This window comes from Desulfovibrio sp. SGI.133, assembly GCF_050313955.1.
Lineage (GTDB): Bacteria > Desulfobacterota > Desulfovibrionia > Desulfovibrionales > Desulfovibrionaceae > Desulfovibrio.
The window spans coordinates 349,983-376,186 of the sequence record NZ_JBNPMK010000001.1 but is presented as its reverse complement, the minus strand read 5'-3'; the positions used below and the strand labels follow the sequence as shown (position 1 = coordinate 376,186).

Here is a 26,204-nt window from a genome sequence, read left to right as displayed (position 1 = left end):
ATGGCCTGTCCGAAACACGCGCCGCAAACGGGAGAAAACTGCCCCCGCCGCTGGAATGCCGCAGGCTTTCTGCCCTTCCGGCTGGAGGTTCTCACGCCGGTCTTTGTGGGTACGGGCGAAGAACTCTCTCCGCTGGACTATGTAATCCGCAAGGAGGGCCGGGAACATGTTCTGTATCTGGCGGATTGCGCGGGCTGGTTGCAGGCGCATGCCGCCGATCCGGCAATCGGCGCGGCCCTTGCCGAAGGCGACATGCTGCGTCTGCGTCGTCTGCTGACGGAACAGCTCGACGAAAAGCTCTACGGACAGGCCCGCCTGCCCTTCACCCTGCCGGCTACGGCGCAGGAGCTGCAAAAGCGCATTACCGATCCCCGCAGCAACAGCAAGGCCGAAATTCTCCCCCTGCCGCGCAGCGCCGTCAGCGGCTGCGCCTTTCTGCCCGGCTCCTCCCTCAAGGGGGCGCTGCTCACGCCGCTGATTGATCATCTGGACAATCGGCGTACGGCAGGGCAGGGCGATCTGCGTTCGGCAACAGCGGCCTTCCGCTCCGGCTATACGGAAGCCCTGAAAAAAATGTTCGGCGACATCGGCAATCACGCCATGCAGGCCCTCAAGGTAGCGGATATTCCCCTTGCGCCACAGGCAACCGGCATTGTGGCGGCACGGGAAGTCCGGCGCGCTGCCGATCCGAACAAACCCGGCACGCCCAAGCCGCCCTGCGAGGCTCTGCTTCCTCTTGCCGACGGCAGCCTGCTCCCTTACGGCAGCCTGCATCTGGACTGCCGCAGCGGACAGCCCGCCGTGGAACTGCCCGGCGGCGAAGTGCTGCCGTGGCAGCGAATCGGCCAGCTGTGCAACGCCTTCTACGGTATGCGCTTTCTGCGAGAATGGCAGACATTCTATGCCCTGCCGCATCTGGAACGGGTGCGGCAGGCCCTGCAACCAATTCGCGCGCGCCTGGAACGGCTCGATCCGGCGCGGGAATGGCTGGTGCGCGTGGGCCGCTATTCGCATCTGGAGTGCATGACCGTCAGCCGCAACGCGCCGGAACACAAAAAGGGCTACGGCAAGACGCGCACGCTGGCGGACGATACGCTGCCCTTCGGCTGGGTCATTCTCCATTTCTGCCAGACGGAAGAGTACGAAGCAGGCACGCGGGCCGTGCGGGAAGCCGCTGCAACGGCACAGCATACACGGGAACAGCGGCGACGCGCCCAGGAGGAGACTCTGCGCGACGCGCTGCAACAGCAGCGTCTGCAGCAGGAAGCCGCCGCGCGCATGCGGGCCGCAGCCGAGGAGGAACGTCTGCGCCGGGAACAGGAGGCCGCCGCGCGGGAAGCCCGGCTTGCCGGTCTTTCCCCGCAGGAACGGGCCATTGCCGCCCTGTCCCTTCCCGATGCCGACGATCAGACAGCGCAGACGCTTTTCCAGCAGCTCGACGCACTGGAAGCGCCTCTGCAACGGCAGGCCGCGGAAGCACTGAAAGCCTTCTGGCAGGCATCCGGCAAATGGCAGGGAAAACAGCTCTCCAAGAAGCAGAAGGAAAAGGTGGCGCGCATACGCAGCCTTCTGGGAGAGTAATCCATGCGCGACCTTGCACCCCTTTGCGGCCCGTTTTTATAACGCACTGAAAATATACACTTTCTTAAAATGCCCGCAGCAAAGGTCGCGCATGCCGTTTTTCTCTGACATTTCCACAGGTTACAGGAGGACAAGCAGCCCTGTTTCCACTTTTTTGCCGCCATGCGGCCGGAGTTCGCGCAAACAGGCCCGCAAACCCGCGCCCGGCGCGGCTTCGGGAGGGCAGCGGTAGAAATAGACCTGATTCATAAAGGGATTAAGACACGGGAGCGCCTCCCCTGCATTGCTCTTTGACAATGCGGCCGTAGAAATAGACCTGATTCATAAAGGGATTAAGACACTATCTTGAGCGCGCCCTGAAGTTCAGCGTATCCGCGCTCCCGTAGAAATAGACCTGATTCATAAAGGGATTAAGACGTGTGCATCAAGAGCTGATATCCCATGTAATGCGTTCTAGGTAGAAATAGACCTGATTCATAAAGGGATTAAGACAACAACCTTTCCAAGAAGGGTGTGTACTGGAAAAGTATTCCGTAGAAATAGACCTGATTCATAAAGGGATTAAGACGCTATCCGCACACTGGACAAGCGCGGCAAGGTGCCAATAGGTAGAAATAGACCTGATTCATAAAGGGATTAAGACCAATCGCTTCCGCTTCCGTATCAAAAAAGCCCACTTCCGTAGAAATAGACCTGATTCATAAAGGGATTAAGACACAGCCCATTGCACATTTCCAATGCGAATGAGCCTACAAGGTGTAGAAATAGACCTGATTCATAAAGGGATTAAGACTTTACGGTGCGGATAATCGTACCAGGAAAAAGTCAAGGAGCGTAGAAATAGACCTGATTCATAAAGGGATTAAGACCCCAGGATTTTTATTTGCTCTTTGTGGCTCGTCAAAGGCGATGTAGAAATAGACCTGATTCATAAAGGGATTAAGACGCAAGCCAAAACTTGCGCGTAGTGTGAAGCAAGGTAGCTGCTAGTAGAAATAGACCTGATTCATAAAGGGATTAAGACGATAGTAACAGACTTCTTCCTCGAAGCATGTGCATCCTTGTAGAAATAGACCTGATTCATAAAGGGATTAAGACGTGGCCCGTAACCTTGCCGATGTGCCTGTAGGTTTCTTCCATGTAGAAATAGACCTGATTCATAAAGGGATTAAGACTCCTGTTCGTATTCTTCGATATAGTCGAAAAGGGCAAACAGGTAGAAATAGACCTGATTCATAAAGGGATTAAGACCTAGTTCAAAATCTTCGCCGGTATCCTGTTCGTATTCTTCGGTAGAAATAGACCTGATTCATAAAGGGATTAAGACATGAAATGACGGTGATGGTAGTGATATTCGTGATGATGTGCGTAGAAATAGACCTGATTCATAAAGGGATTAAGACTTTTCGACTGCCGCGCTTTGGTGGTTGTAGAGAGGCGTGCGGGTAGAAATAGACCTGATTCATAAAGGGATTAAGACATAAGCACACTAGCCAGTTCCGTACCATTCCGTAGAAATAGACCTGATTCATAAAGGGATTAAGACGAGGGGGCCTCCCTTTATACTCCATAGAGCGGCGCGGCGTAGAAATAGACCTGATTCATAAAGGGATTATGATTTGCCGACGGGCTTAGTGACACGCGGGCAAGCCGCAACCTCGTGCAAACAGACCTGTAGAAAGGGATGGCGACGAGACAGACAGCGGAAACGGCTGTCCGCGCACAGGGAAACAGCATTGCAAAACGCGCAAAATAAACAGGAGAATAGAAAGCATGAAAAAAACAAAATGGCTGCCGATTATTGTCTCTCTCGTCTGTCTGGCTGGATGCGCCGCAAAGCCGGTTGAAAAGGACTGGATAGCCGTGGGCGGCAGCCGCAGCGACGCCACCATCCGGCTGGGTTACACCTACAATCCGAAAATTGAAGTGCCGCAGCTCGACCATCAGCAGGCGTTGGAGCTGGCAACGCAGAAGTGCCGGGCGTGGGGCTACGACCATGCCGAAGAATTCGGCAGCGTCATGGAGAATTGCGGCCAGATGGTCTATGACCCGTGGATCGGCCCCTATTGCGCGCAGATGAACGCCGTTGCGGAATTTCAGTGCATCGGCGCTCCCGCCACGGGTAGGCCCGTTCCCGTAAAAAAGTAAACCGGGAAAGTCATGATTGCCTGTATTTGCGAGCAGGGGGCCAGAATCAGCCGCGAAGGCCGTCGGCTGATCGTGACTACGCCGGAAGTCACGCGCACGATTTTTGTGGAACGGCTGGAACAGCTGCTGCTGTTCGGCAATGTGCAACTGACGCCCCCGGCGCTTTTCCTGCTTCTGCGCGAAGATGTGGATACGGTCTTTCTACGCCGCGACGGGCGCTACATGGGGCGGCTGTCGTGCAGGGAACCGGCCAATGTGTTTCTGCGTAAAAGGCAGTTTGCCCTTGCGGATGACAGCGCCTTCTGCACCCGCGCAGCCCGTCGCATGGTGCAGGGCAAACTCCTCAATCAGGCAACCGTGCTGGCGCGCATCAGGCGCAGTCGCGGGCAGGAAGCGGCGGGAGAGGGTGCGTACGAGCTGCGCCGCCTCGCCCGCAAAGCGGAAGACGCAACCGACGTGGACAGCCTGCGCGGTCTGGAGGGCAGCGGCGCGGCCTGCTATTTCCGCCATCTGCCGCTGGCCTTCAGCAGGGACTGGGGCTTTTCCCGCCGTGTGCGTCGTCCGCCTACGGACCCTGTCAATGCCGTTCTGTCTCTGCTGTATACGCTGCTGATCAATCGCTGCTGTGCCTCCGTGCGCATTGCCGGTCTGGACCCCGCTCCGGCCTGTCTGCATGCCGCGGCCTACGGCCGCCAGTCCCTGCCGCTCGATCTGGTGGAGGAGTTCCGTCCTATGGTGGCCGACACTCTGACAATTTCCCTGTTCAACATGCGTATGCTGCGCAGGGAGGATTTTGAAACGCCTCCGCCGCAGGATGCGGAAGCGGAAGGCGGAGATGCTGACGAAATGGACGCGCTCCTGCGAGATCCCGTCGGCCTCATGTCGCCGGATAACGCCGTGCCGGATGTCAGCGATCTGCCGGGGGAACAGCTGAACACGCCCCCGCCCGATGCGCCCGCGCCGGGAGCGCGTCCGGTACTGCTGTGCAAGGAGGCCTTCCGCAAGGTGCTTACGGCCTTCCATCGGAAAATGGAAACCGAATTTTTCCATCCCGTGGCGGAACGACAGATGACCTATGGCGACGCCCTTATTTTTCAGGCCCGTCTCTATCGTCGCCTGATCGAAGGCGAAGTAGAGGAATACAGCCCGCTCATGCTGCGCTGACCGGCCCGGAGGCTCCATGCACGTTCTTGTTGCCTACGATATCAGCGACAACAGATTGCGGGGAAAAATCTTTGCCTTTCTGAAAGAAAAGGGACTGCACTCGCAAAAGTCCGTTTTTGAATGCGATATGGACCCGGCAACCCTGCGATCCACTCTGCGCTTTCTGCGGCGGCAGGAACTGGGAGATCGGGATTCCATTATCCTCTACCCGCTGTGCGCCCGCTGCGCCCGAAAGGGACGTATCCTCGGGCAGGGGCTCCGCCTTGAACGGACAGACTGGATTATCATCTGAATGGAAAAAGACTATCTTGCCATCTACGATATTGCCGACGGCAAACGCCTGCACAGGGTAGCCGCCATTCTGGAGGACTACGGCTTCCGCGTGCAGAAGTCCGTCTTCGAGCTGCGCCTTTCCGACGCGGCCCGTCTGGAAATGGAACAACGCCTGCGTGCGGTTATCAGGGAACAGGAGGACGGCATAAAAATCTTTCCGCTGTGCGCCTCCTGTCAGGCCGGAAAACAGGGGCTGGGGGCCGTCCGCTTTCCCGACGGCGATCCCGGCTGGATTCTCCTGTAACAAGCGGGTATCATCAGACTGCGCGCGGCACGTCCACGCTTTGCGCGAGTCTCGCGGAGGAAAAGAGCAAATCTCCAACAAGCTGAAATAACTACACATTCAAAATCCGCTCATAAAAAGGTCGCGCAGAACATATTCCCTTAAATTTTAATAGGATACCAGCAATGACAATCTTTGTTTCACTCAAAACGGGTTCACAGCGCCGAGGTTCGCGCAAACAGGCCCGCAAACCCGCGCCCGGCGCGGCTTCAGGAGGGCAGCGGTAGAAATAGACCTGATTCTCAAAGGGATTAAGACGAGCTGCGAGGAAACTCGAATATTCCATTTCCGCGAGTATGCGGTAGAAATAGACCTGATTCTCAAAGGGATTAAGACGCCGAGCACGCCAAGCGCATAACGCATGAGCTGCGGCAAGCGTAGAAATAGACCTGATTCTCAAAGGGATTAAGACGCTGCGGCAAGCAGGTGAGATGGCAGGCCCTGAACGCAGCGGTAGAAATAGACCTGATTCTCAAAGGGATTAAGACGCGAATGTCGGACAACTTCATAGTGCTTTCTCCAAAAGCCCGGGTAGAAATAGACCTGATTCTCAAAGGGATTAAGACATGTCAGGCTTGACCGATGGGCGGCCTGTCTGGTGGCGGGTAGAAATAGACCTGATTCTCAAAGGGATTAAGACCTGGCGTTCCTACGCCGCAATAAATACTCGTGTAGTCTTCGCGTAGAAATAGACCTGATTCTCAAAGGGATTAAGACTTAAGTATACTGTTACAAATACGTAGATATTCAGGTGTAGAAATAGACCTGATTCTCAAAGGGATTAAGACATATCCAGCATAGTAAACTCCATAGGTAATAAGGATAAATCTCGTAGAAATAGACCTGATTCTCAAAGGGATTAAGACGGGAAGACGGTTGCCATATCCCGAACGGGAGTAGCAACGGGGGGGTAGAAATAGACCTGATTCTCAAAGGGATTAAGACGCCTTTTCCGCCATGCTGACACGGGCAGTAACGATAGCAGCCGTAGAAATAGACCTGATTCTCAAAGGGATTAAGACTGTTGTTTAAGTTTAATCGTTAAATTCCTTGAAGAGAGGTAGAAATAGACCTGATTCTCAAAGGGATTAAGACGTGAAAGAAAATGCTCTATATGAACAACCTACTCCACCTAATGTAGAAATAGACCTGATTCTCAAAGGGATTAAGACCGCACATACCCAGGATAAGCGCACCGATGACTTCCGGGTAGAAATAGACCTGATTCTCAAAGGGATTAAGACAATTATTTTCGCGGTCCATACGGCGGAAAGCATCGACGAAGTAGAAATAGACCTGATTCTCAAAGGGATTAAGACCCGGAAGCGATTCCGGCGCATTGTGAAAAGAGGAACGCGTAGAAATAGACCTGATTCTCAAAGGGATTAAGACCATCCAGGTACTCCCAATCATCATCATCATCATTGCTGTAGAAATAGACCTGATTCTCAAAGGGATTAAGACAAAGGTAGGGCTGCATAAACTGATTTTCAGCAAGAGACGTAGAAATAGACCTGATTCTCAAAGGGATTAAGACAGACAATCTGCCGTTGCTCTATAGACGTTACCCATACGCTGGGTAGAAATAGACCTGATTCTCAAAGGGATTAAGACAGTCGGCCAATTGTGAAAAGATGAGCGCTAAAAAGGCTTACCAGTAGAAATAGACCTGATTCTCAAAGGGATTAAGACGCTGGTGAACTTCATTACCCGGATACCAATCCATCTCCAGGTAGAAATAGACCTGATTCTCAAAGGGATTAAGACTGCGCCTTGGCGTTGCGCTTGGCTTCGGTCAAAGTTCCAGTAGAAATAGACCTGATTCTCAAAGGGATTAAGACGCGGCAGCAATGCGGATGCATTCGATAATAGTCTTTTGCAGTAGAAATAGACCTGATTCTCAAAGGGATTAAGACTCGCCGCGTTCCATAGCATTCCTTGTGTCTTTTGAAGACGTAGAAATAGACCTGATTCTCAAAGGGATTAAGACTCAATTGCCTCTCCGGCGAATACCCGATAGGATATGTTGGCGTAGAAATAGACCTGATTCTCAAAGGGATTAAGACACAAGGATTGTATCGGTACGCGTAGCTCTGTTGGGAAAAGGTAGAAATAGACCTGATTCTCAAAGGGATTAAGACTAGGCCCTTTCGGAGTAACGTATTTCAGGGGATCGGAAAAGAGTAGAAATAGACCTGATTCTCAAAGGGATTAAGACGTTGCTCCTTAGCGACAAGAGTAATCTGTAAATATATTATCGTAGAGAAAGCGCTCCCGTTCCATCCTTTACAGATACAGGAGGCCCGTATGCCCTTTCCCTGTTACAGACATCAGATTTCCTTTGTTTCCGGTCAGTTGTTTCCAACGGTGCTGGCGGCAGGCCTGCCCGGCGCGGAACCTGCCTGCGTACATGGCATTGTAACGCCGGGAATGAAGGCGTACGGGCGTATTCTCAGAGAGGCGCTGGAAAGCCGGGGGCGTCGCTATCAGGAGCATGAACTGCGGGACAGCGGCCAGCAGGGTATTTTCGATCTGCTGGATGCCGTGCGCGAGTCCTGCGCAGGGGAGAGTCTCGGCCTCAATCTCACCGGCGGCACCAAATTGATGGCGCTTGCCGCCGCGGAATGGGCCTGGGCCTGCGAGGTGCCGACCTTCTATGTGGATACGGGCGCGGATACGATAGTTCTGCCGGGTCGGCAGTGGGAATATCTGCCGCTGCCGGACGTGCTGGATGTTCGCGGGCTGCTGGCTGCCGGAGGTTACAAGGTCAAAAGCCTTGAACAGACCGCCGTACCGGGAGAACGCCGCAACCAGCTCCGGGAGCTGCTGGAATTGCTCTGCACCGCCCCGGATGCTGCTCCGGCCCTGCAAAGCCTCAATGCCTGCGCCCGGATGGCCGCGCATCAGGCAGATCGCATGGCGGAAGACAGGGCCACGCCCACCGGCACATGGAGCCGCCTGCTGGACATCTGCCAGCGGGCGGGCATGCTGCATTACGCCAACGGCTGGCTGTGCTTCCCCTCGGAAGAGGCGCGCACATGGTGCAACGGCCTCTGGTTTGAGGAGTATGTGCGGATGATTCTGTACAAGATGCAGTGTGAGGGCCGGATTCGGGACTGGGGCGCGTCGGTGCAGGTGGAAAAGGCAGGCGTGCCCAACGAATTGGACGCGCTCTTCTGTGTTCGTAACCGTCTGTTCATTGTGGAATGCAAGACCGCAGGCATGCATACCGACAGAAAAACCGACGAAGATCGCAATAAAGTAAGCTCCATGCTGTACAAGGCGGACTCCCTGCAGGACAGACTGGGCGGCGTCTTTGCGCAGTCCATGATCTGTTCGGTGCTGCCGCTGGAAAGCCGCGAACAGAAACGGGCGCGGGATATCGGCATACGGGTGGCAAGCGGCAGGGAGCTGTTGCAACTGGACGAAGTTTTTACCCGCTGGGCTTCCCGTTCGTAGGCCCGTCGCAGGAGACCGCATGGAAGAAATTCAGGATTTTGTGCTGGTCTGTTCCGTGGGCGGTTCCCCGGAACCCATTCGCAAAAGCATCAATCAGCAGCGGCCGCGCTATATCATCTATATTGCGTCCGCCGAGTCCCGGAAGACCATACGACAGGGCATAGAAAGCACGCTGGACTGGCACGGCATCGAAGACAGTCACACCGTCACGCTTTCCGACTATCAGGACCTGCTGGCCTGCGTCCGCGATATGCGCGCCGGTATTGCCGACGGCCTGCGCGGCATGGGCCTGCCGGAAGACAGCCTGCTGATAGCGGACATCACCGGCGGCACCAAGGTCATGTCCTCCGCTCTGACGCTGGTGATGATGGAGTATCGCAGCCGTTTTGCCTATGTGGGCGGGGACACCCGCAGCAAGAACGGCCTCGGCGTGGTGGAATCCGGGCACGAAACCTTCATGAAACAGGACAATCCCTGGGAAGTCATGGCCCTGCGCGAAGTCCGCTCTCTGGCCCGCTTCTTCAATGCCGGGGACTTTACCGCGGCCCTGACTATCGCCCGGGAACTTGCCGTAAAAGTTTCCGGCAAGGAAAAATTTTATGGCGGAATTGCGGAACTGCTGGAGGGCTGCGCTCTGTGGGATGCCTTCGATCACGGCAAAGCTCTCTCCAAACTGCGGCAGGCCCTCGGCAGGCTGGAGGCCTTTGTGCTCGGACATACGCCGCTTCTTGAGCTGCTGACGGACTTCCGGAACCAGCAGACCCGGCTGGAACAGATCGTACAGGACGCCCGTTTCCTGCGATCCTCAACAGAGACACCGCCCGCCGACTGCGGCGGGGCGTATCTGTGTGATCTGCTGGCCAATGCCGCGCGCCGCGCCGGAGCAGGGCGCTACGATGACGCCGTGGCCCGCCTTTACAGCGCCATTGAAAAAAGCGCAAAAATCCGCCTCATGACAGCCCACGGACTGGACAACAGTCGCCTTCTGCCGGAGCAGCTTCCGGAACACGTGCCGCAGGAATTGCGGCAGGCTCTGCTGTCCCAGCAGGGAGCGGATGGCATCATCCGCATCGGACTGCAAAAATCCTTTCAGCTTCTGGCCGCCCTCGACGATCCGCTGGGGCAGGTCTACAGCCGCCATGAAACGGTACTGCTGAAAACGCTGGAAGCCCGCAACGGTTCGCTGCTGGCGCACGGTTACACGCCTGTCAGCGCGGAAGCCTGCCGTAAACTTATGGACATAACGCTGACCATGCTGGGTCTGCATCAGGACGATTTGCCACATTTCCCCGTCCTGAACTGGAAAAGCCTGCTGCTTTGAAAACGACCGTAAATCTGCTGTTCTTTCGCCTGCTGTGCGCGGCTCAGCCCGGCGATCTGCTGCGCCGTCTGCTGCTTGCGGGGCAGGGGCCTCGCCTCAATTTTCTGGCGGACGCGCCCCGTATTCCGGCGGGGCCGCTCCCATATCATGCCGGTTCCGTGCTGGATCATCTGGCCCGCTGTATGAATGCCGTGGCAGGCAATCCGCCGGCCGTCTGGATGGCTCTTGCCCACGATGCCGGCAAGCTCACGACGCCCGCCGCGCTGTGGCCCCATCACTACGGGCATGAGCTGCGGGGCGTCCGTCTCGCCGCCGTATGGGCCGCGCAACTTCAACTGCCGCCGGCATGGCGGCAGGCAGGCTGCATGACGGCCCGCCTGCACATGAAGGCCGGACGCTATAGCGAACTGCGGGCAGCCACCCGTTACGATCTGCTGCGGGAAGTTGCCGCGTCCCCCTGCGCCTCGGGCTTTTGGCAGGTCGTAGACGCGGACTCGCGCCAGGCTGTCAGCGCACAGGCCCACAGGGACTGGCATCGCATCTGCGAGCTGCCGCTTGGAGGTCTGTCCGAAGAACGCGCCCGACAGCTGGCCATATCCTGCCTTGCGGCACGGCAGGCCGCAGAAATTTGAAACGCTTTGCGCTTCACACCATACAGCCTATCGTTTCTCATCTGGCCTTTTTCAAATGTGCGAATTTCTCCGAGGGTTATCCGAGCCGGAAAACTTTTTCCAAAATTTGTGGGGCATCTGGTGGGGCAGATTTGCCCCACAACGAAAAAGCCCTCACGATTTCTCGTAAGGGCTTGATTTCTTTGGCGTCCCCAAGGGGATTTGAACCCCTGTCGACGGCGTGAAAGGCCGTTGTCCTGGGCCGGCTAGACGATGGGGACGCACTATGAAGTTTTGATGGCTGGGCTGCAAGGACTCGAACCTTGATTAGCGGAGCCAGAATCCGCCGTCCTGCCAATTGAACGACAGCCCATCGCGAAAATGGAACCTACGCAAAACCTGCCCCCTTGTCAACAAAAAAATCGAAAAAATTTTGAAGCATCGTATCCGGCAGAAAAAATGCGGGAGCAGGCAGGAGGAAAGCGTCCCTTGGCACGGTCACGGGATGCTGCATTACAAAATATTTCACATGATATCTAACCTATTGATTTTTCATGGTGACATTACGCAGTGAATGTTTCTATCCTGTGAGAATAGTTTACTTTACTTTGTCCATTTGCCTGGTATTATCCTTGGGATGTGCGCCTGTGCGCGCCGCAAAAGCAAGATGGTTTGTGAAAAAAGCCGCTGTCTTTTTTCGGGATGGGAGGGAACGCTCCGCAAGAAGCCTTCTTGTTGCCATTTTCAATACGACGTGGCGGGGAGCAGCCCGGCCGCAAACGGAGGTTGTCTGTTATGGAACAAAACAACGAAGTCGTTGTCGACCGTGCCAAGTCACAGTGGTCCGACTTGTGGAAGAAGGAAGACTACTGGGCCATCTGGATCGGCTTTTTCTTCCTGATCGTGGCCGCCTGGCTGTGCTTTGGCCAGCGTCCGGCCCTGGAAGCCAAGTTCAACGAATACGAGACCATCATCAAGGCTGAGGAAAGCAAGCCCTTCAAGACCATCGAATGGTACAAGGCCACTGCCGCCCAGAAAAACGTGCAGGCCCAGAAGCAGTCCCAGGTGGCTGATGTCATCGCTTATCTGAAGACGCCCGCCCGCTGGACCGACAATCCTCTGGATGCCCTGATGATGGATCAGGCCCGCGCGGATGAGCGCAACGCCGCCCTCAAGCCCAAGGTCGAAGCTGCCAAGCAGGCCGCTGCCGAGGCTCTGGTCACGGCTAAGGCCGCCCAGGATGCCGCCGCCGCTGCCGGTTATCAGGACGCCGGTCTGAACGATGCCGCCAAGGCCGCCATCGACTCCTGGCAGAGCGCCGAAAAGAAGGCCTCCAAGGCTGCTTCCGGTCTGGCCAAGCCCTTCAACCGTATCCCCACCCTCATCGTGCTGGGTCTGGTGCTGGGCGCCCTGTGCACCGTCGGTGCCGTGTTCATGGGCATGAACCCCGGCAAGTTCTTCGTCTCCTTCCTCATCATCTATGCCCTCTGCGTGCTGGCCAACATCCTGGGCAACCAGAAGACCATGCGCCTGTACGGCATCAACGCCGAGATCTGGTCCATCGCCATCGGCATGATCATCGCCAACACCATCGGCACGCCCAAGCTGGTCAAGGACGGCGCCCAGGTGGAATACTTCATCAAGGCCGGTCTGGTGCTGCTGGGTGCCGAAGTGCTGTTCCACAAGATCCTGGCCATCGGTATCCCCGGCATCTTCGTGGCCTGGGTGGTGACCCCCATCGTGCTCATCAGCACCTTCATTTTCGGCCAGAAGGTGCTCAAGATGCCTTCCCGTACCCTGAACATGGTCATTTCCGCCGACATGTCCGTGTGCGGTACCTCGGCGGCCATCGCCACCGCCGCTGCCTGCCGCGCCAAGAAGGAAGAACTGACCCTGTCCATCGGTCTGTCCCTGACCTTCACCGCCATCATGATGGTGGCCATGCCCGCCTTCATCAACTGGGTGGGCATGCCTGAGATCCTGGGCGGCGCCTGGATCGGCGGTACCGTGGACGCCACCGGCGCCGTGGCCGCTGCCGGTGCCTTCATCGGTCCCAAGGCCCTGCAGGTGGCCGCTACGGTCAAGATGATCCAGAACGTGCTCATCGGTGTGACGGCCTTCTGCGTGGCCATGTACTGGTGCGCCAAGGTGGACGTGCAGGAAGGCCAGAAGGTCAGCGCCATGGAGATCTGGCACCGCTTCCCCAAGTTCGTGCTGGGCTTCCTGACGGCTTCCATCGTCATGTCCGTGGTCAGCTCCTCCCTGGGTGCCGATGTGGGCAAGATGCTGGTGGATAACGGCATCAACAAGATCTCCGTGCCTCTGCGCGGCTGGTTCTTCGCCCTGGCCTTCGTGTCCATCGGTCTGACCACCAACTTCCGCGAACTGGGCAAGTACTTCAAGGGCGGCAAGCCCATCCTGCTCTATGTCTGCGGTCAGTCCCTGAACCTGGCCCTGACGCTGCTCATGGCCTGGATCATGTTCTACAAGGTCTTCCCCGAAATCACGGCCAAGATCTAAGCTTCATCTGCAATCAAGGGGGCCGTTCCGGGAACGGCCCCTTTTTTTCCCGGATGTTCCGGTGTAGGGTGATCCTCATGAATGACAGAATCTTCAAGATGGGCAAGCTTGTCCTCTGGGGCGTCGGCCTGTGGGTCTTTTTTGCGGTCATCACGCCGCGCCTTGTGGCCTTGAGCCCTGCCTGGCAGCATTATGACCGCGTCCAGGAAGAGAACGGGCTGGACAGCGGTGCCCTGTATTACACCAATGTCCCTGTGGTACAGTCTGCCGAGGAGGCCATGAAGCGTGCCGTCAAAGCCGGGATGGCCGAGCGGCGCGAACTGGCCATAGCCCAGCGCCGGAATGCGGAGCTGTGATGACGACGCCTGTATGCCGTTTTGTGGTCAGCGCCTGTCTGGCCGGAGAATTTTGCCGCTATGACGGCGGGAGCAACGCCTGTGCTGCGGTCCAAGAACTGGTGCGCAGGGGAGAGGCCGTCACGGCCTGTCCTGAAGGTCTGGCCTGCCTGCCCGTGCCCCGCCCGCCGTGCGAGATCAGAGAAGGGCGCGTCCTGTCGCAGGATGGCAGGGATCTGACGGAGGATTTCCTCCGGGGGGCCCGCCTGGCCATGGAGACGGCCCGCAGGCACGGCTGTACGGCGGCCATCCTCAAGCGGCGTTCGCCCTCCTGCGGTGTGGGGCAGATCTATGACGGCACGTTCAGCCGTACCCTTTGTCCCGGTGACGGGCTGTGGGCACGCATGCTGCGCGAGGCCGGGTTCGCCCTGTATACCGAGGAACATCTGCCCGAAGATATCTAGACCTGTGAATGGTCGTTGCCGTTGTTGCCCGTCTTCCCTGAGGACGGGCTTTTGTTTTGGGGCGCTGCGGCTTGTGTTTCTCCTATCCATCAGATAAGAAAAAAGGCCGGCAGACGCTGCCGAATGGACTTTTTACGGAACGAGGAACCCATGAAAACCGAATCGCTTTGCCTGCATGCGGGCTATACCCCCAAGAACGGTGAGCCCCGGGTACTGCCCATCGTGCAGAGCACGACCTTTACTTATGACTCCACGGCCGAAGTGGCCAAGCTTTTTGACCTGGAAACTTCCGGCTTTTTCTACACCCGTCTGGGTAATCCCACGGTGGACGCCGTGGAGCAGAAAATCGCGGCTCTGGAAGGCGGCGTCGGCGCCCTGTGCACCTCTTCGGGACAGGCTGCCAACCTCATCGCCATCCTCAACCTGGCCCAGAGCGGCGACCATGTGGTCAGCATGGCCAGCATCTACGGCGGCACCTTCAACCTGTTCGCCGTGACGCTGAAGAAAATGGGCATCGAAGTGACCTTCGTGGACCAGCGGGCCGATGACGCCGAGATCGAGAAGGCCATCCGCCCCAACACCAAGGCCGTGTTCGGCGAGACCCTGACCAATCCTTCCATGGATGTGCTGGACATCGAACGCATCGCGGCCCTGGCCCATCGTCACGGTCTGCCCCTGATCGTGGACAATACCTTTGCCACGCCTGTGCTCTGCCGTCCCTTCGATTTCGGTGCCGACATCGTCGTCCACTCCACCACCAAATACATGGACGGCCATGCCCTGCAGATGGGCGGCGTCATCGTGGACAGCGGCAAGTTCGACTGGACTTCCGGGCGCTTCCCCGAATTCACCGAGCCCGACGCCTCGTATCATGGCCTGATCTATACCAAGGCCTTCGGCAAGGCGGCCTTCATCGTCAAGGCCCGCGTGCAGCTTATGCGTGACCTGGGCTGCTGCCAGACGCCGCAGGGCGCCTTCTACATCAATCAGGGCCTGGAGACCCTGCCCCTGCGCATGGAACGCCACTGCCGCAATGCCGAAGCTGTGGCGACCTTCCTGGCCGGGCACGACAAGGTGGAGAGCGTCTGCTACCCCTGGCTGTCGGATAGCCACGACAAGGCCCTGGCCGAAAAATACCTGCCCAAGGGCTGCAGCGGCGTCATTTCCTTCTCGCTCAAGGGCGGCCGCGACGCCGGGGCTCGCTTCATCGACAGCCTGAAGATGGTGTCTCTGCAGGTGCATGTGGCCGATATCCGTACCTGTGTCCTGCATCCGGCCAGCTCCACGCATCGCCAGCTCAGTGACGAGCAGCTCACGGAAGCGGGCATCACGCCCGGCATTGTCCGCCTGTCCGTCGGTCTGGAAAATATCGACGACCTTCTGGAAGATCTGTCGCAGGCGCTGGCTCAGGCCTAAGCCATAACGATACGGTATAAAATAAGAGAGCGGGTCCCGCAGGGGGCCCGCTCTCTTTGCGTTGAGGCTGATAGTCTTCTCCTGCTTCGTCAGGGACAGACAGAAGAGGAAGTCAGACTTTTTTGCTGTCTTTTGCAAACTGTTTCAGTCTGCATTATTGGCGATCTCGGCCATGGTGGCGCCGGTGGCCCGGCACAGGTCGTCCGGCGAAAGGCAGAGCTGCACCCCGCGCTGTCCGGCGCTGATGTAGATCTGCTCCCAGAGGATGGCGTGTTCATCCAGAAAGACGGGGTAATCCTTTTTGGCTGCCAGCGGCGAACAACCGCCGCGGATGTAGCCTGTCAGGGGCAGGACTTCCTTGAGGTGGACCATCTCCACATGCTTGTTGCCGGATGCCGTGGCCAGGGCTTTCAGGTTCAGTTCCGCCGCGGCGGGGATGCAGGCCATGATGACGCCTGTTTTGTCACCGCGGGCCACCAGGGTTTTGAAGACACAGCCGGGATCCACGCCCAGCTTGTGGGCCATGGTCACGGCGGAAAGGTCGCTTTCGTCCACATCGGCCTGATGCAGGGTGAAGGGGATCTCCAGACGCTCCAGCAGGCGCGCGGCATTGGTCTTGGCTATTTTTTTGCTGCTCATAGTGCTTGCGATAAACTTGTGATCGAAACGGGGGATGGCGTCATTTGGCCTGCCAGCAGGCCGTGACCTGCCGGAGGATATTATCTTGTGCCTGTTGCCGCAGTGCTGTCAGCTGTCCCAGCAGAGCGGGGATGCGGGCGTGAAGGTCCGCCGGTGTCCCGGCATTGTCCACCACCAGGTCACTGGCGGCTTCCTTGCGCTCGGCTGGCCACTGCCAGGCTTCCAGAGTCGCGGCTTTTTCTTCGCTCCAGCCGCGGGTGGCCATGATGCGTTGCAGGCGGATCTCGCGCGGGCAGCGTACCGTCAGGCTCAGGGCCCCGGGCAGACCGGCCTTGTGCCAGCCGCATTCGAAATACAGGGGGATCTCCGCCACGGCGCAGTCCTTTCCCTCGGCTTCCGCCTTGTCCCAGAAGGCCAGGATGGCGTCCCAGACCAAGGCATGGACCATCTGCTCCACTTCTTTGCGCAGGCCGGGATCCTGCTGCATGGCCTCCAGCAAAGCGGGTTTGCACACGCTGCCGTCATCCTCCAGCAAACGTTCCCCGAAGCGGCGGCCCAGATAATCGGCCATCTCGCCACCGGCGGCATAGAGCTGCGCCACCAGGGCATCGGCGCTGACCGTGGGCAGGCCCGCCTCTTCCAAGGCATGGGTGAGGGTCGACTTGCCGCAACCGGGATTGCCGGTGATGACCAGCCGCTGCATGCGACTGCTGTTGTTCAGGATGGACTGGAGCATGTCGTCGGGCGGCGGGCAGAAGAACTCCAGCTCTTCGCCCGACAGGGGATGACAAAAACTGATGTGCCAGGCATGCAGCATCTGGCGCGGGGCACGGGCCGCCACAGGGGCCGGGGCGTACAGGGCATCACCCAGCAGGGGATGTCCCACATGCGCCATGTGGACGCGGATCTGGTGCGTGCGCCCGGTATGGATGCGCACGGCCACCAGCGAAAAATCTTTGCGCGGGCTGCGCCAGAGCACACGCCAGTCGCTGTGGGCCGCCTTGCCGCCCCGGTTCTCCGGGACAACGGCCATCTTGACCTTGGCGGTAGGATGGCGGCCCAGAGGTTCCCGGCAGGTGCCCGTCTGCGGGGGCACGCCCTGCACCAGGGCCAGATATTCCTTGTGGACTTCCCGCCGGGCAAAGGCCTCGCTCATGCGCAGGCGGGTGGGCTCGTCCAGGGCCACGAGCAAAAGGCCGCTGGTATCCTTGTCCAGACGATGGACCACACCGGGGCGCAATCCTTCCTGTTCCCGCAAACGCGGAAAGTGGTGCAGCAGGCGCTGGACAAGCGTGTTTTCCGGGCAAGACGGACAGGGATGGACCGTCAGGCCCGCAGGTTTGTTGCACAGCAGCAGATGCTCGTCCTGCCAGAGGATGTCCACGGCTTCGTCTTCGGCGCGAAGCTCGTTGGCCGTATCGGGCAGGTCGAAACGGACCTCCTGGCCGGCCTTGAGCTTGAGGGACGCCGTGGAGACCGGCAGCCCGTCGATGCGACAGGTACCGGCCGTGATGGCACGCTGCACGGCAGCCCGCGAGAGGTCGGGCAGCAGGCCGCACAGGGCCTTGTCCAGCCGCTGCCCCACCAGAGCGCCCGCCACACGGAAGTCCAGCTGACGAGGGCTTTCCCCGCTCATCAACGGCCTCCCAGAATGGTGATGCTGTTCACGCGGTCACCAAAGGTGGTGGTGCGGTACAGATTGCGCAGTTCGCTGCCGGGCGTGATGGAGCTGACCACGGCACGGCCGATGACGAAGCGCTCGTTGTCGCTGGCGCCCTCCACGGTGCGCACGCCCCAGACGTTGTGGAAGATGGCGGGCCGTCCCTTGTAGGGCCCCACATAGAGCATGATGTGCCCGCGCAGCCAGACCAGGGTCAGGAAGGGGACGCCGTCACGCAGGATGGCCTTTTCCTTTTCCTTGATGCTCATGCCGTCCAGCATGATGCGCCGTCCGCTGCGCGCCTGGGACAGGGAGTTGCGGGGCAGCCAGATGCCGAAGGGCGTCAGCAGCTCGCGGGTCAGGGCGGAGCAGTCGCGGTCGCCGAACATGCCGCCCCAGCCGTAGCGCTGCCCCATCATGACGTTGCCGATGAGGGCCACCTGCGCCGGGGTCATGGGCAGGGGCTTGATGGCGGCGTCTTCATGAGCCAGCGTCAGCGTGACCACGCCCGCCCGGCTGCCGTTCTTGACGGGGACCAGCACCGCCAGGCGGGTGTTGTCGCTCTGGGACGGGGCCAGGGGCAGGACCGTGCCGATATTGACCTGTCCGGCCAGGCTGCCGGGCAGGGGGACGTTGTCGCGCAGCACGGCCACATAGCTGCCGGTTTTGTAGCTGGCCTCGAAGGGCTCGTCCACGATGCCGATATCATTGGCGTCCACCCAGCCCGCGGCCACGGGGGTCTCCACATAGTACCAGTTGCCGTCACGGCTGGTGTGGGCGATGAAGACCGGCGTCCCCACCGGCAGCAGGGAATACTGGAAGTAGTCGAAAGGATTGATGCGCGGGTCAGGCGTGGGCTCACTGAAACGCGGCGTATGACTGGGCATCTCGCGCAGGTCGGCATTGCGCACCGTGATGCCGTACATGGCCGTGTTGGGGAAGCTCTTCAGACCGGCGTTGGCGCGCATGGCATCCCATTCGTCCTGGGTCCAGCGCACGTCACCGTATTTGTAGCCCTTGGCCTTGCGGAAATAGATCTCCACGTCCCGTTTGCGGATGGAGGTCTTGCGCATGTCCCAGGGGCCGAAGAAGATGCGGTTGAAGCGCGCATCCTGCTCCGCCTGGGCCTGGCTGTCCAGCAGGGGGGTGTCGGCACCGGCCTGCTGGGCGAACACGGTCAGATCCTGCGGAAAGGTCCGCATGTCACGGATGGTGCCCAGATGCGGGGAAGGGATGCCGTCACGCGGCGGGATCTGTTTGCCGCCGCAGGCGGCCAGCAACAGCAGCGAACACAGCGCCGCCAGCCGTACCCCTGTCCAGAGGAAAGACCGAGTCATGATGCCCCCTTATTTGAAGCTCACCTGATACTTGCGCAGAAAGTCCGTCGGCAGATAGGTCATCTTGGCCTGACGCAGGCCTTCTTCATCCAGATCCTGGGCACGGTTCAGCAGCTCGAAGCCGTTGCCCGCCTCTCGGGAAAAGCAGGCATTGATGGTCTGGTAGACGCCGCGGAAACCGTTGAGCCCTTTTTCATAATGGACCCCCAGCGTCTTTTCGTCCAGTGCTTCCCCCACGCTGAAGGCCACCATCTGGCCGTCCACATACAGGGAACCGCCACACAGGCCGTCCAGAAGCTCCCAGTGGGAGAGCACGCGGTTGATGGCTTCATTTTCGGCTCGCAGGGAAGGGGAGTCTTCGCATTCATGCCACTGGCACCAGTCGTCCTGCAGGCCCAGCACGTCTTCCACCATGGCATCGTCCAGCGGCCGGTAGTCGATGCCGTAGGCTTTTTCGAACCCGCGCAGATGGTTGCGCTTTTTGTGGTAGCGGTTGCCGGGCAGGGTGGCCAGATCGCTCTGCAGATACAGGTATTCCCACTGGCCGCGCGAATCGTGCTCCTCGACTTTGTCCGGCAGGGCCGCGCGCCAGCGCTCCAGCAGTTCTTCAGGCACGCGGATGAAGCTGCGGCAGGTGTCGATGCCGCTGGCAGCCCAGTCCACGGAATCCCAGTTGCCCACAGGGGCCCAATAGGTGACGAAGGGCACGGTCTGGCGCAGCCAGCACAGATCGCCGTCAAAGGCCCACTGCAGGCCGAAATACTGCTGCCAGCCCCAGATATTGGGCAGGCTGTAGTCCAGGGATCGGCGCGGAGTCTTGTGCCACAGTTCGTAGAATTCGGAACGACCGTCCAGAGTGACGGGAGTGAAAGAGAGATTCTTCATCAGGGGAACCTGTTGTTATCTGTTGTCGTGATGGTGCCGGGCGCGCATGGCAAAGCGGGCCCAGTCGCGGTACAGCAAAACATAAAACATGATGGCCGTTTGTAAACACTGCGAGACCAGCATGGCCAGGAACACGCCGGAGGCCGTGCCCCACAGCCAGTGGCCCAGCAGCCAGCCCAGCGGCAGGCGTACCAGCCAGAAGGTGCCGCCGTAGACCATCAGATTGTAGCGCGTGGCACCCGCGCCCACCATGACGCCGCCCATGACGGTGCTGGCAATGGAAAAGGGCGTGGAAAGCAGATTGTAGGTCAGATAGTTGATGATCTGGGCCTGCGTGCCCGCCTCGTGAGAGAGCAGGGCCGCCAGTTCGGCCCGGAAGGGCCAGAGCAGGGCCGCCACGACGCTCATGCCCAGCGAGGCGATGATGATCATCTGCAGGGCGACGCGCTTTGCCTTGGTGGGCTCGCCCATGCCGAGACAGTTGCCCACCAGCACGGAGACGCTCATGTTGAAGGCCATGCCCGGCAGGAAGAGCAGGGCCTCGATGCGCAGACCGGCGGTGAGGCCCGCTAGGGCGTTGATGCTGTCAAAGGGCAGGGAGGCCACCAGGACGAAAAGCATGAGGTAGCCGGATTGCCAGACGATCTGGGCCGCGCCCGCGGGCAGAGCCACCTTGAGCAGGTAGGGCAGACCGGCCCGCAACCAGCGCGTGGTGGGCTGGGCCCTGCGGCACAGGTAGCCGGATCGACAGAGCAGCAGGCAGTTGGCCACGGCTCCCAGGCACTGGGCACCGGCATTGGCCCAGGCGATGCCCATATAGCCCATGCAGGGCAGACCGAACCAGCCCAGACCCAGCCCCAGACAGCCCAGCAGGTCGAAGACGCAGACCGTGGCCGCCACCCAGAGCGGCGGCAGGACCTGCCGGGTGGCACGGAACATGACACCGGTGGCGGCGTAGACATACTGGGCGGGCAGGGCCAGCATGGTGATGTCCCAGAAACCGGCGGTGACCGGCAGGATGCGCTCCGGGATCTGGAGAATGCGAAGGATGGGGCTGCCCAGCTGCCAGCCCAGCAGAGCCACCAAGATACCGGCCAGCAGGCTGCCCAGGACGGTGGTACCCACATAGCGCTGGGCACGGCGCATGCGTTTGGCTCCCAGCGATTGGCTGACCGCTGCCGTGGCACCGCTGGACATGGACATGGCCACGACCATGAGGAACAGGCCGCACTGGTTGACCATGCCGAGCGCGGCCTGCACGTCGGCACTGATGCGTCCGGCCACCCAGATATTGATGAAGCCCATGAAGAAGACCAGATACATCATGAGCATCTGCGGCCAGGTGAGCTTCCATATGGCACGGGGAGAAACGCTGAGATCCGGTTCCGGCATGAGGTGTTCCAAAAATGTTTGCGTGCGGAGGGCACGGAAAAGGTTGGCGGCAGCAGGGGCTCTGGACAGTGCTGAAAAAGATCTTGCTCGGTAGGTCGTGAACGGCAGCGGCCGGCGTATCGGGGGAGTCGTACGCCCCGGCAGAGCTGGGGACAGGCGACGTGCAAAAACTGTGGCCCTGACGGGGGATCAGGTCCCGTAGACTGCCGGGCAGGTCAGGACGTCGTCACTGTAAGGAAAAAGTAGGCGCGATCGTAGCGGGCCGAAGCGTTCGAAGGGGGAAGAGGGAGCTTTCCCGCTGGAAAAGTCCCCTTCCCCCTTCGTGTAAATCAGGCAGGCGGCCCAGGATTACAGCAGGCCCTCGTAACAGGCGGCCAGATCTTCCAGGGTCTCGCGGCGGCGGATCAGACGCACGCTGCCGTCGGCCTGGATCAGGATCTCGGCGGCCCGGCAGCGCTGGTTGTAGGAGGAGGACATCACGAAACCGTAGGCCCCGGCGTCCAGCACGCCCAGCACGTCGCCTTCATGCAGCAGGGGCAGCTGGCGGTTCTTGGCCAGGATGTCGCCGCTTTCGCAGATATTGCCCACGACGCTCTGTTCCACGGTCTCGGTATCCGGGCCCTGCGCGCCCTGACGGTACACTTCCACATCATGGAAGGAGTCGTACATGGCGGGACGCACCAGCACGTTGAAGCCCAGGTCGGTACCAGCATAGCGTCTGTCACCGTTGGTCTTGGTGGCATTGACGCTCCCCAGCAGGACGCCGCATTCGGCCACCACATAGCGGCCGGGCTCCACTAGGAAGCGGCCGGTGTAGCCGGTCTTTTCCGCCCAGCCGCTGATGAGGCGGTGCAGGCGGCTACCCAGGTCGTCCATGTCCAGACGGGGCTGGTCTTCATATTTGTGGTAGGGGATGCCGAAACCGCCGCCGAAGTCGATGACTTCCAGTTTTTCCAGCACGTCGGCGGGCAGACGTTCGGCCAGATGCAGCAGGACCTCGGCAGCGGCGATGTAGCCGTCGGCCTCCATGAACAGGGAGCCGATGTGCTGGTTGATGCCGGCCAGATGCAGGTCATATTTTTTCAGGATGGCGAACAGGTCGTCCAGCAGTTCCGGCGAGACGCCGAACTTGGTCTCCTTGCCGGCGGTGACGACCTTGGCGTGATGGCCGGCGCCGATACCGGGGTTGAAACGCACCATGACCTTGCCGCCGGGGTTGACGCGGCCCAGGGTCTCCACCTGGGAAAGGGAATCCACGCTGATCAGCACGCCGTGCCGGACGGCATTGCGCAGCTCATCTTCAGAGATATTGTTGGAGATGTAGAGGATCTCGTCGGCGGTGAAGCCCGCCAGCTGGTCCATGTACAGCTCGCCGGGGCTCATGGCATCCACCACCAGACCTTCTTCGCGGATGATGCGCAGCAGCACGGGGTTGGTGTTGGCCTTGACCGAATAGTTGACGCCAAAGCCGGGCAGGGAGGAAAGGGCCTTGAGTTCGCGGCAGCGCTGGCGCAGCACGGTCTCATTATAGACATAGAGCGGCGTACCGAACTGTTGGGCCAGATCCAGAGGAGAATGGCCACCATAAAAATTGATACTGTCGGTATAGCTGGAGCGGATCTGGGACATAGGGGATTCCTTGGTCTGAAAGGCTGCCGGCTCTGGCCGGCTCAGGAATTGTTTGGGCGCTCAATATATGCTGTTGCCTCCCCCGGCTGTCAAGATGGCAGGCCCGTGGCAAGGGCGATTTCATAGCCTTTCTGGCCGTGCCGCAGGGGAAAGGGCAAGCCTGCCCGCATTGACATGGCAGCCCCCCTGCTTTATTCCAAAACAGCGGAACGGTGGAAAATGCCCTGGCGGCATCCGGGTTCCAGCCTTTCACGCGGCCTTTTGCCGCGCATTCTTTTTTGTAATCAACCGGGCTTGCCCGAAGTATACGGAGTATCCATGGCTATCAAGAATGGCGACACCCTGCGTGTGCACTACACCGGCACTCTCAGCGACGGCACTGTTTTCGATTCTTCCCGCGAACGCGACCCCCTGGAATTCACCATGGGCAAAGGCATGCTCATCCCCGGCTTCGAAGCCGCCGTCATGGGCCACGAAGCGGGCGAGACCGTGACCGTCACCATTCCCCCGTCCCAGGCTTATGGCGAAAGCGATCCCGAGCTGGTCTTCACCGTGGACCGTGCCCAGGTGCCCGACCATATCCCGCTGACCGTGGGTGTGCCGCTGCAGCTTTCCAATGAGCAGGGCCAGATGGACGTGACCATCACCGAAGTCACGGACGAAGAGATCACCCTGGATGCCAACCATCCCCTGGCCGGCAAGGAACTGACCTTCGAAATCGAAATCGTCAGCGTCAACTAGGTTCCCGGACGTTGACAAGGGAGCTTTCATGAGCAGCAATTCCGCCCGCAGAAGTGCCGTTCAGGCCATCACCACCTACAAGCCGGAAGCGTCGCCGCTGAACTTTTACGATACCAAGCCCACCGACATTTTCGGCTGCAACGTCTTCACCGACAAGGTGATGCGTGAACGCCTGCCCAAGGATGTCTACAAGGCCCTGCACAAGACCATCGAATTCGGCGAGCGCATGGATCCCAGCATCGCCGATACCGTGGCCGCCGTCATGAAGGACTGGGCCATCGAAAAGGGTGCTACCCACTTCACCCATATCTTCTACCCCCTGACCGGTCAGACGGCGGAAAAGCACGACAGCTTCCTGATGCCTGACGGCCAGGGTCGCATCATCGCCGAATTTTCCGGCGCCATGCTGATCCGCGGCGAGCCCGATGCTTCGTCCTTCCCCTCCGGCGGCCTGCGCTCCACCTTCGAGGCGCGCGGCTACACGGCCTGGGACGTGACCAGCCCCGCCTACATCATGGAAAACCCCAACGGGACCTTCCTGTGCATCCCCACCATGTTCCTCTCGTGGACCGGTGTGGCCCTGGACAAGAAGACCCCGCTGCTGCGTTCCGGTCAGGCCCTTAACCGTGAGGCCCGCCGCGTGCTGAAGCTGTTCGGCATCGAGACCAAGCTGCCTGTGGTCTCCTACGCCGGTCTGGAGCAGGAATACTTCTGCATCGACCACAACTTCAACTTTGCCCGTCCCGACCTGCAGGTGGCAGGACGCTCGCTGTTCGGCGCCCGTCCGGCCAAGGGCCAGGAATTCAGTGACCAGTACTTCGGGGTCATTCCCCAGCGCGTGCTGTCCTACATGATGGAAGTGGAACGCGAGCTCTACAAGCTAGGCGTGCCCGTGCGCACCCGCCATAATGAAGCCGCCCCCAGCCAGTACGAGATCGCGCCTCTGTACGAGGCCAGCAACCTGGCCGTGGACCACAACCACATCATCATGTCCACCCTGCGCAACGTGGCCAAACGCTACGGGCTCAAGTGCCTGCTGCACGAAAAGCCCTTCTACGGCGTCAACGGTTCGGGCAAGCATGTGAACTACTCCATCGGCAATGCCGAGCTGGGCACGCTGTTCAACCCCGGCGAGACCCCGCACGCCAATGCCAAGTTCCTGGTGTTCTGTGCGGCCATGATCCGCGCCGTGCACAAGTTCGGCGGCCTGCTGCGTGCTACTGTGGCCAGCGCCAGCAACGACCACCGTCTGGGCGCTCACGAAGCCCCGCCGGCCATCATGTCCATCTTCCTGGGCGACCAGCTGACGGAAGTGTTCGAAGCCTTCCGTGCCGGTCGTATCGACGATGCCGCCAACAGCAAGAGCGGCCGCGTCATGAACGTGGGCGTGGATACCCTGCCGCCCCTGCCCACCGACCCCGGTGACCGCAACCGCACCAGCCCCATCGCCTTCACGGGCAACCGCTTCGAATTCCGCGCCCTGGGTTCCAGCCAGTCCGCGGCCGATTCCATCACGGCCCTGAACGCCATCATGGCTGATTCGCTGGGCCACGCGGCCGACTTCCTGGAAGGCGACCTGGCCCGCGGCAAGGACCTCAACACGGCCATCCAGCACTATGTGCAGCATGTCATCGAAGAGCACAGCGCCGTTATCTTCAACGGTGACGGCTACTCCAGCATCTGGCATGCCGAAGCCGAACGCCGTGGCCTGTCCAACCTGCGCACCACGCCCGAGGCCATGCCCGAGCTGATCCGTCCCGAAGTCATCGATCTGTACGAGCGTCTGGGCATCCTGAACCGTGCCGAGCTCAAGGCCCGTTATGACATCTATCTGGAGCAGTACTGCAAGACCGTACGCACCGAAGCAATCCTGACCATCCGCATCGCCCGGACCATCATCTTCCCCGCGGCCATGCGCTATCAGGGCGAACTGGCCGAGACCGCGGCCCGCATGAAGGCCATCGGCAAGGACTTCCGTACCATCACGCTGGACGAGGTCACCGAGCAGCTGCGCGGCCTGCAGGATGCCACCCGCAGCCTGGAAGCCACGCTGGCCAGTGTGGACGGCAAGGGCGACTTCCTGGCCCGCGCCACCCGCTACTGCGAAGAAGTGCTGCCCATCATGGGCGAAGTGCGGCGCTATGCCGACCTGCTGGAGACCCGCGTGGCCGATGACCTGTGGGATCTGCCCAGCTATCAGGAAATCCTTTTCGGAAAATAATTGACAGCCGAAAAGAATTGTGATTTTCTACGCAAAGAACTTTTAACCAACAGGATTATTTCCAT

General features: G+C 59.6%; 20 protein-coding genes, 2 tRNA genes and 2 CRISPR repeat arrays. Of the genes, 14 read left to right on the top strand and 8 right to left on the bottom strand.

Annotated features, from left to right (window positions below; translation table 11 throughout):
• The 8 genes from ACQRBR_RS01785 (at position 1) to ACQRBR_RS01750 (ending at position 10,921) form a co-directional block, all read left to right on the top strand.
• Entirely contained in the window at positions 1-1,581 is a 1,581-nt protein-coding gene (locus ACQRBR_RS01785; RefSeq protein ID WP_427812150.1) for an RAMP superfamily CRISPR-associated protein, read from the top strand.
• 228 nt (positions 1,582-1,809) lie between these two features.
• Positions 1,810-3,200: a CRISPR direct-repeat array (repeat unit 35 nt; unit sequence GTAGAAATAGACCTGATTCATAAAGGGATTAAGAC).
• A 154-nt stretch (positions 3,201-3,354) separates the two neighbouring features.
• A complete protein-coding gene (yecR, locus tag ACQRBR_RS01780; protein ID WP_427812149.1) occupies positions 3,355-3,729 on the top strand; it encodes a YecR family lipoprotein in 375 nt (124 codons plus the stop codon).
• Between the two features lie 12 nt (positions 3,730-3,741).
• Positions 3,742-4,893, top strand: coding sequence for a CRISPR-associated endonuclease Cas1 (cas1, locus tag ACQRBR_RS01775; RefSeq protein WP_427812148.1), 1,152 nt, complete (start codon positions 3,742-3,744; stop codon positions 4,891-4,893).
• Positions 4,894-4,909: 16 nt separating this feature from the next.
• On the top strand, positions 4,910-5,185 hold the full coding sequence (gene cas2 / locus ACQRBR_RS01770; protein ID WP_427812147.1) for a CRISPR-associated endonuclease Cas2: 276 nt from the start codon (positions 4,910-4,912) through the stop codon (positions 5,183-5,185).
• Positions 5,186-5,470 (top strand): CRISPR-associated endonuclease Cas2, encoded by a 285-nt coding sequence (gene cas2 / locus ACQRBR_RS01765; RefSeq protein WP_427812146.1) that lies wholly within the window; start codon positions 5,186-5,188, stop codon positions 5,468-5,470. It begins immediately after the preceding gene.
• A 262-nt stretch (positions 5,471-5,732) separates the two neighbouring features.
• Positions 5,733-7,727: a CRISPR direct-repeat array (repeat unit 35 nt; unit sequence GTAGAAATAGACCTGATTCTCAAAGGGATTAAGAC).
• A gap of 89 nt (positions 7,728-7,816) precedes the next feature.
• Positions 7,817-8,968, top strand: coding sequence for a Card1-like endonuclease domain-containing protein (locus ACQRBR_RS01760; protein WP_427812145.1), 1,152 nt, complete (start codon positions 7,817-7,819; stop codon positions 8,966-8,968).
• A gap of 19 nt (positions 8,969-8,987) precedes the next feature.
• Positions 8,988-10,289, top strand: a complete 1,302-nt coding sequence (locus ACQRBR_RS01755; protein WP_427812144.1) for a TIGR02710 family CRISPR-associated CARF protein — start codon at positions 8,988-8,990, stop codon at positions 10,287-10,289.
• The gene (locus ACQRBR_RS01750; RefSeq protein WP_427812143.1) at positions 10,286-10,921 is read left to right on the top strand and encodes a hypothetical protein; all 636 of its coding nucleotides are present in this window, start codon (positions 10,286-10,288) and stop codon (positions 10,919-10,921) included. Before ACQRBR_RS01755 ends, ACQRBR_RS01750 begins: the two co-directional genes overlap by 4 nt.
• Positions 10,922-11,104: 183 nt before the next feature.
• Here ACQRBR_RS01750 and ACQRBR_RS01745 read toward each other — a convergent pair.
• Both ACQRBR_RS01745 and ACQRBR_RS01740 read right to left on the bottom strand, forming a co-directional pair.
• Positions 11,105-11,181: transfer RNA gene (locus tag ACQRBR_RS01745), tRNA-Glu, on the bottom strand.
• Between the two features lie 17 nt (positions 11,182-11,198).
• Positions 11,199-11,273: transfer RNA gene (locus ACQRBR_RS01740), tRNA-Gln, on the bottom strand.
• A 422-nt stretch (positions 11,274-11,695) separates the two neighbouring features.
• On the opposite strand from ACQRBR_RS01740, the gene ACQRBR_RS01735 reads away from it, so the two are divergent.
• From ACQRBR_RS01735 to ACQRBR_RS01720, 4 genes are all read left to right on the top strand, one after another.
• On the top strand, positions 11,696-13,420 hold the full coding sequence (locus ACQRBR_RS01735; RefSeq protein WP_279136064.1) for a YeiH family protein: 1,725 nt from the start codon (positions 11,696-11,698) through the stop codon (positions 13,418-13,420).
• Between the two features lie 77 nt (positions 13,421-13,497).
• Positions 13,498-13,776: a hypothetical protein gene (locus tag ACQRBR_RS01730; RefSeq protein ID WP_303880438.1), complete on the top strand. Its 279-nt coding sequence runs from the start codon at positions 13,498-13,500 to the stop codon at positions 13,774-13,776.
• Entirely contained in the window at positions 13,776-14,219 is a 444-nt protein-coding gene (locus ACQRBR_RS01725; RefSeq protein ID WP_297138535.1) for a DUF523 domain-containing protein, read from the top strand. Before ACQRBR_RS01730 ends, ACQRBR_RS01725 begins: the two co-directional genes overlap by 1 nt.
• Positions 14,220-14,369: 150 nt before the next feature.
• Positions 14,370-15,635, top strand: a complete 1,266-nt coding sequence (locus ACQRBR_RS01720; RefSeq protein ID WP_427812142.1) for an O-acetylhomoserine aminocarboxypropyltransferase/cysteine synthase family protein — start codon at positions 14,370-14,372, stop codon at positions 15,633-15,635.
• Between the two features lie 144 nt (positions 15,636-15,779).
• On the opposite strand, the gene ybaK is transcribed toward ACQRBR_RS01720, so the two are convergent.
• The 6 genes from ybaK to lysA form a co-directional block, all read right to left on the bottom strand.
• A complete protein-coding gene (gene ybaK, locus ACQRBR_RS01715) occupies positions 15,780-16,274 on the bottom strand; it encodes a Cys-tRNA(Pro) deacylase (protein ID WP_168935992.1) in 495 nt (164 codons plus the stop codon).
• A 40-nt stretch (positions 16,275-16,314) separates the two neighbouring features.
• Entirely contained in the window at positions 16,315-17,910 is a 1,596-nt protein-coding gene (gene coaE / locus ACQRBR_RS01710; RefSeq protein WP_427812141.1) for a dephospho-CoA kinase, read from the bottom strand.
• The gene (locus tag ACQRBR_RS01705) at positions 17,910-19,271 is read right to left on the bottom strand and encodes an NlpC/P60 family N-terminal domain-containing protein (protein WP_427812140.1); all 1,362 of its coding nucleotides are present in this window, start codon (positions 19,269-19,271) and stop codon (positions 17,910-17,912) included. Before ACQRBR_RS01705 ends, coaE begins: the two co-directional genes overlap by 1 nt.
• 9 nt (positions 19,272-19,280) lie before the next feature.
• Positions 19,281-20,156, bottom strand: a complete 876-nt coding sequence (locus ACQRBR_RS01700; RefSeq protein WP_427812139.1) for a DUF2156 domain-containing protein — start codon at positions 20,154-20,156, stop codon at positions 19,281-19,283.
• A gap of 15 nt (positions 20,157-20,171) precedes the next feature.
• Positions 20,172-21,548 carry an MATE family efflux transporter gene (locus tag ACQRBR_RS01695; protein WP_427812138.1) on the bottom strand — a complete coding sequence of 459 codons (1,377 nt, stop codon included), beginning with the start codon at positions 21,546-21,548 and terminating at the stop codon, positions 20,172-20,174.
• 348 nt (positions 21,549-21,896) lie between these two features.
• Positions 21,897-23,177, bottom strand: coding sequence for a diaminopimelate decarboxylase (gene lysA, locus ACQRBR_RS01690; protein WP_303880428.1), 1,281 nt, complete (start codon positions 23,175-23,177; stop codon positions 21,897-21,899).
• A 318-nt stretch (positions 23,178-23,495) separates the two neighbouring features.
• Here lysA and ACQRBR_RS01685 point away from each other — a divergent pair, with 318 nt between their 5' ends.
• On the top strand, positions 23,496-23,918 hold the full coding sequence (locus ACQRBR_RS01685) for an FKBP-type peptidyl-prolyl cis-trans isomerase (RefSeq protein WP_072332620.1): 423 nt from the start codon (positions 23,496-23,498) through the stop codon (positions 23,916-23,918).
• Positions 23,919-23,946: 28 nt separating this feature from the next.
• Positions 23,947-26,139, top strand: a complete 2,193-nt coding sequence (locus tag ACQRBR_RS01680; RefSeq protein ID WP_303880426.1) for a glutamine synthetase III — start codon at positions 23,947-23,949, stop codon at positions 26,137-26,139.
• Positions 26,140-26,204 lie beyond the last annotated feature (65 nt).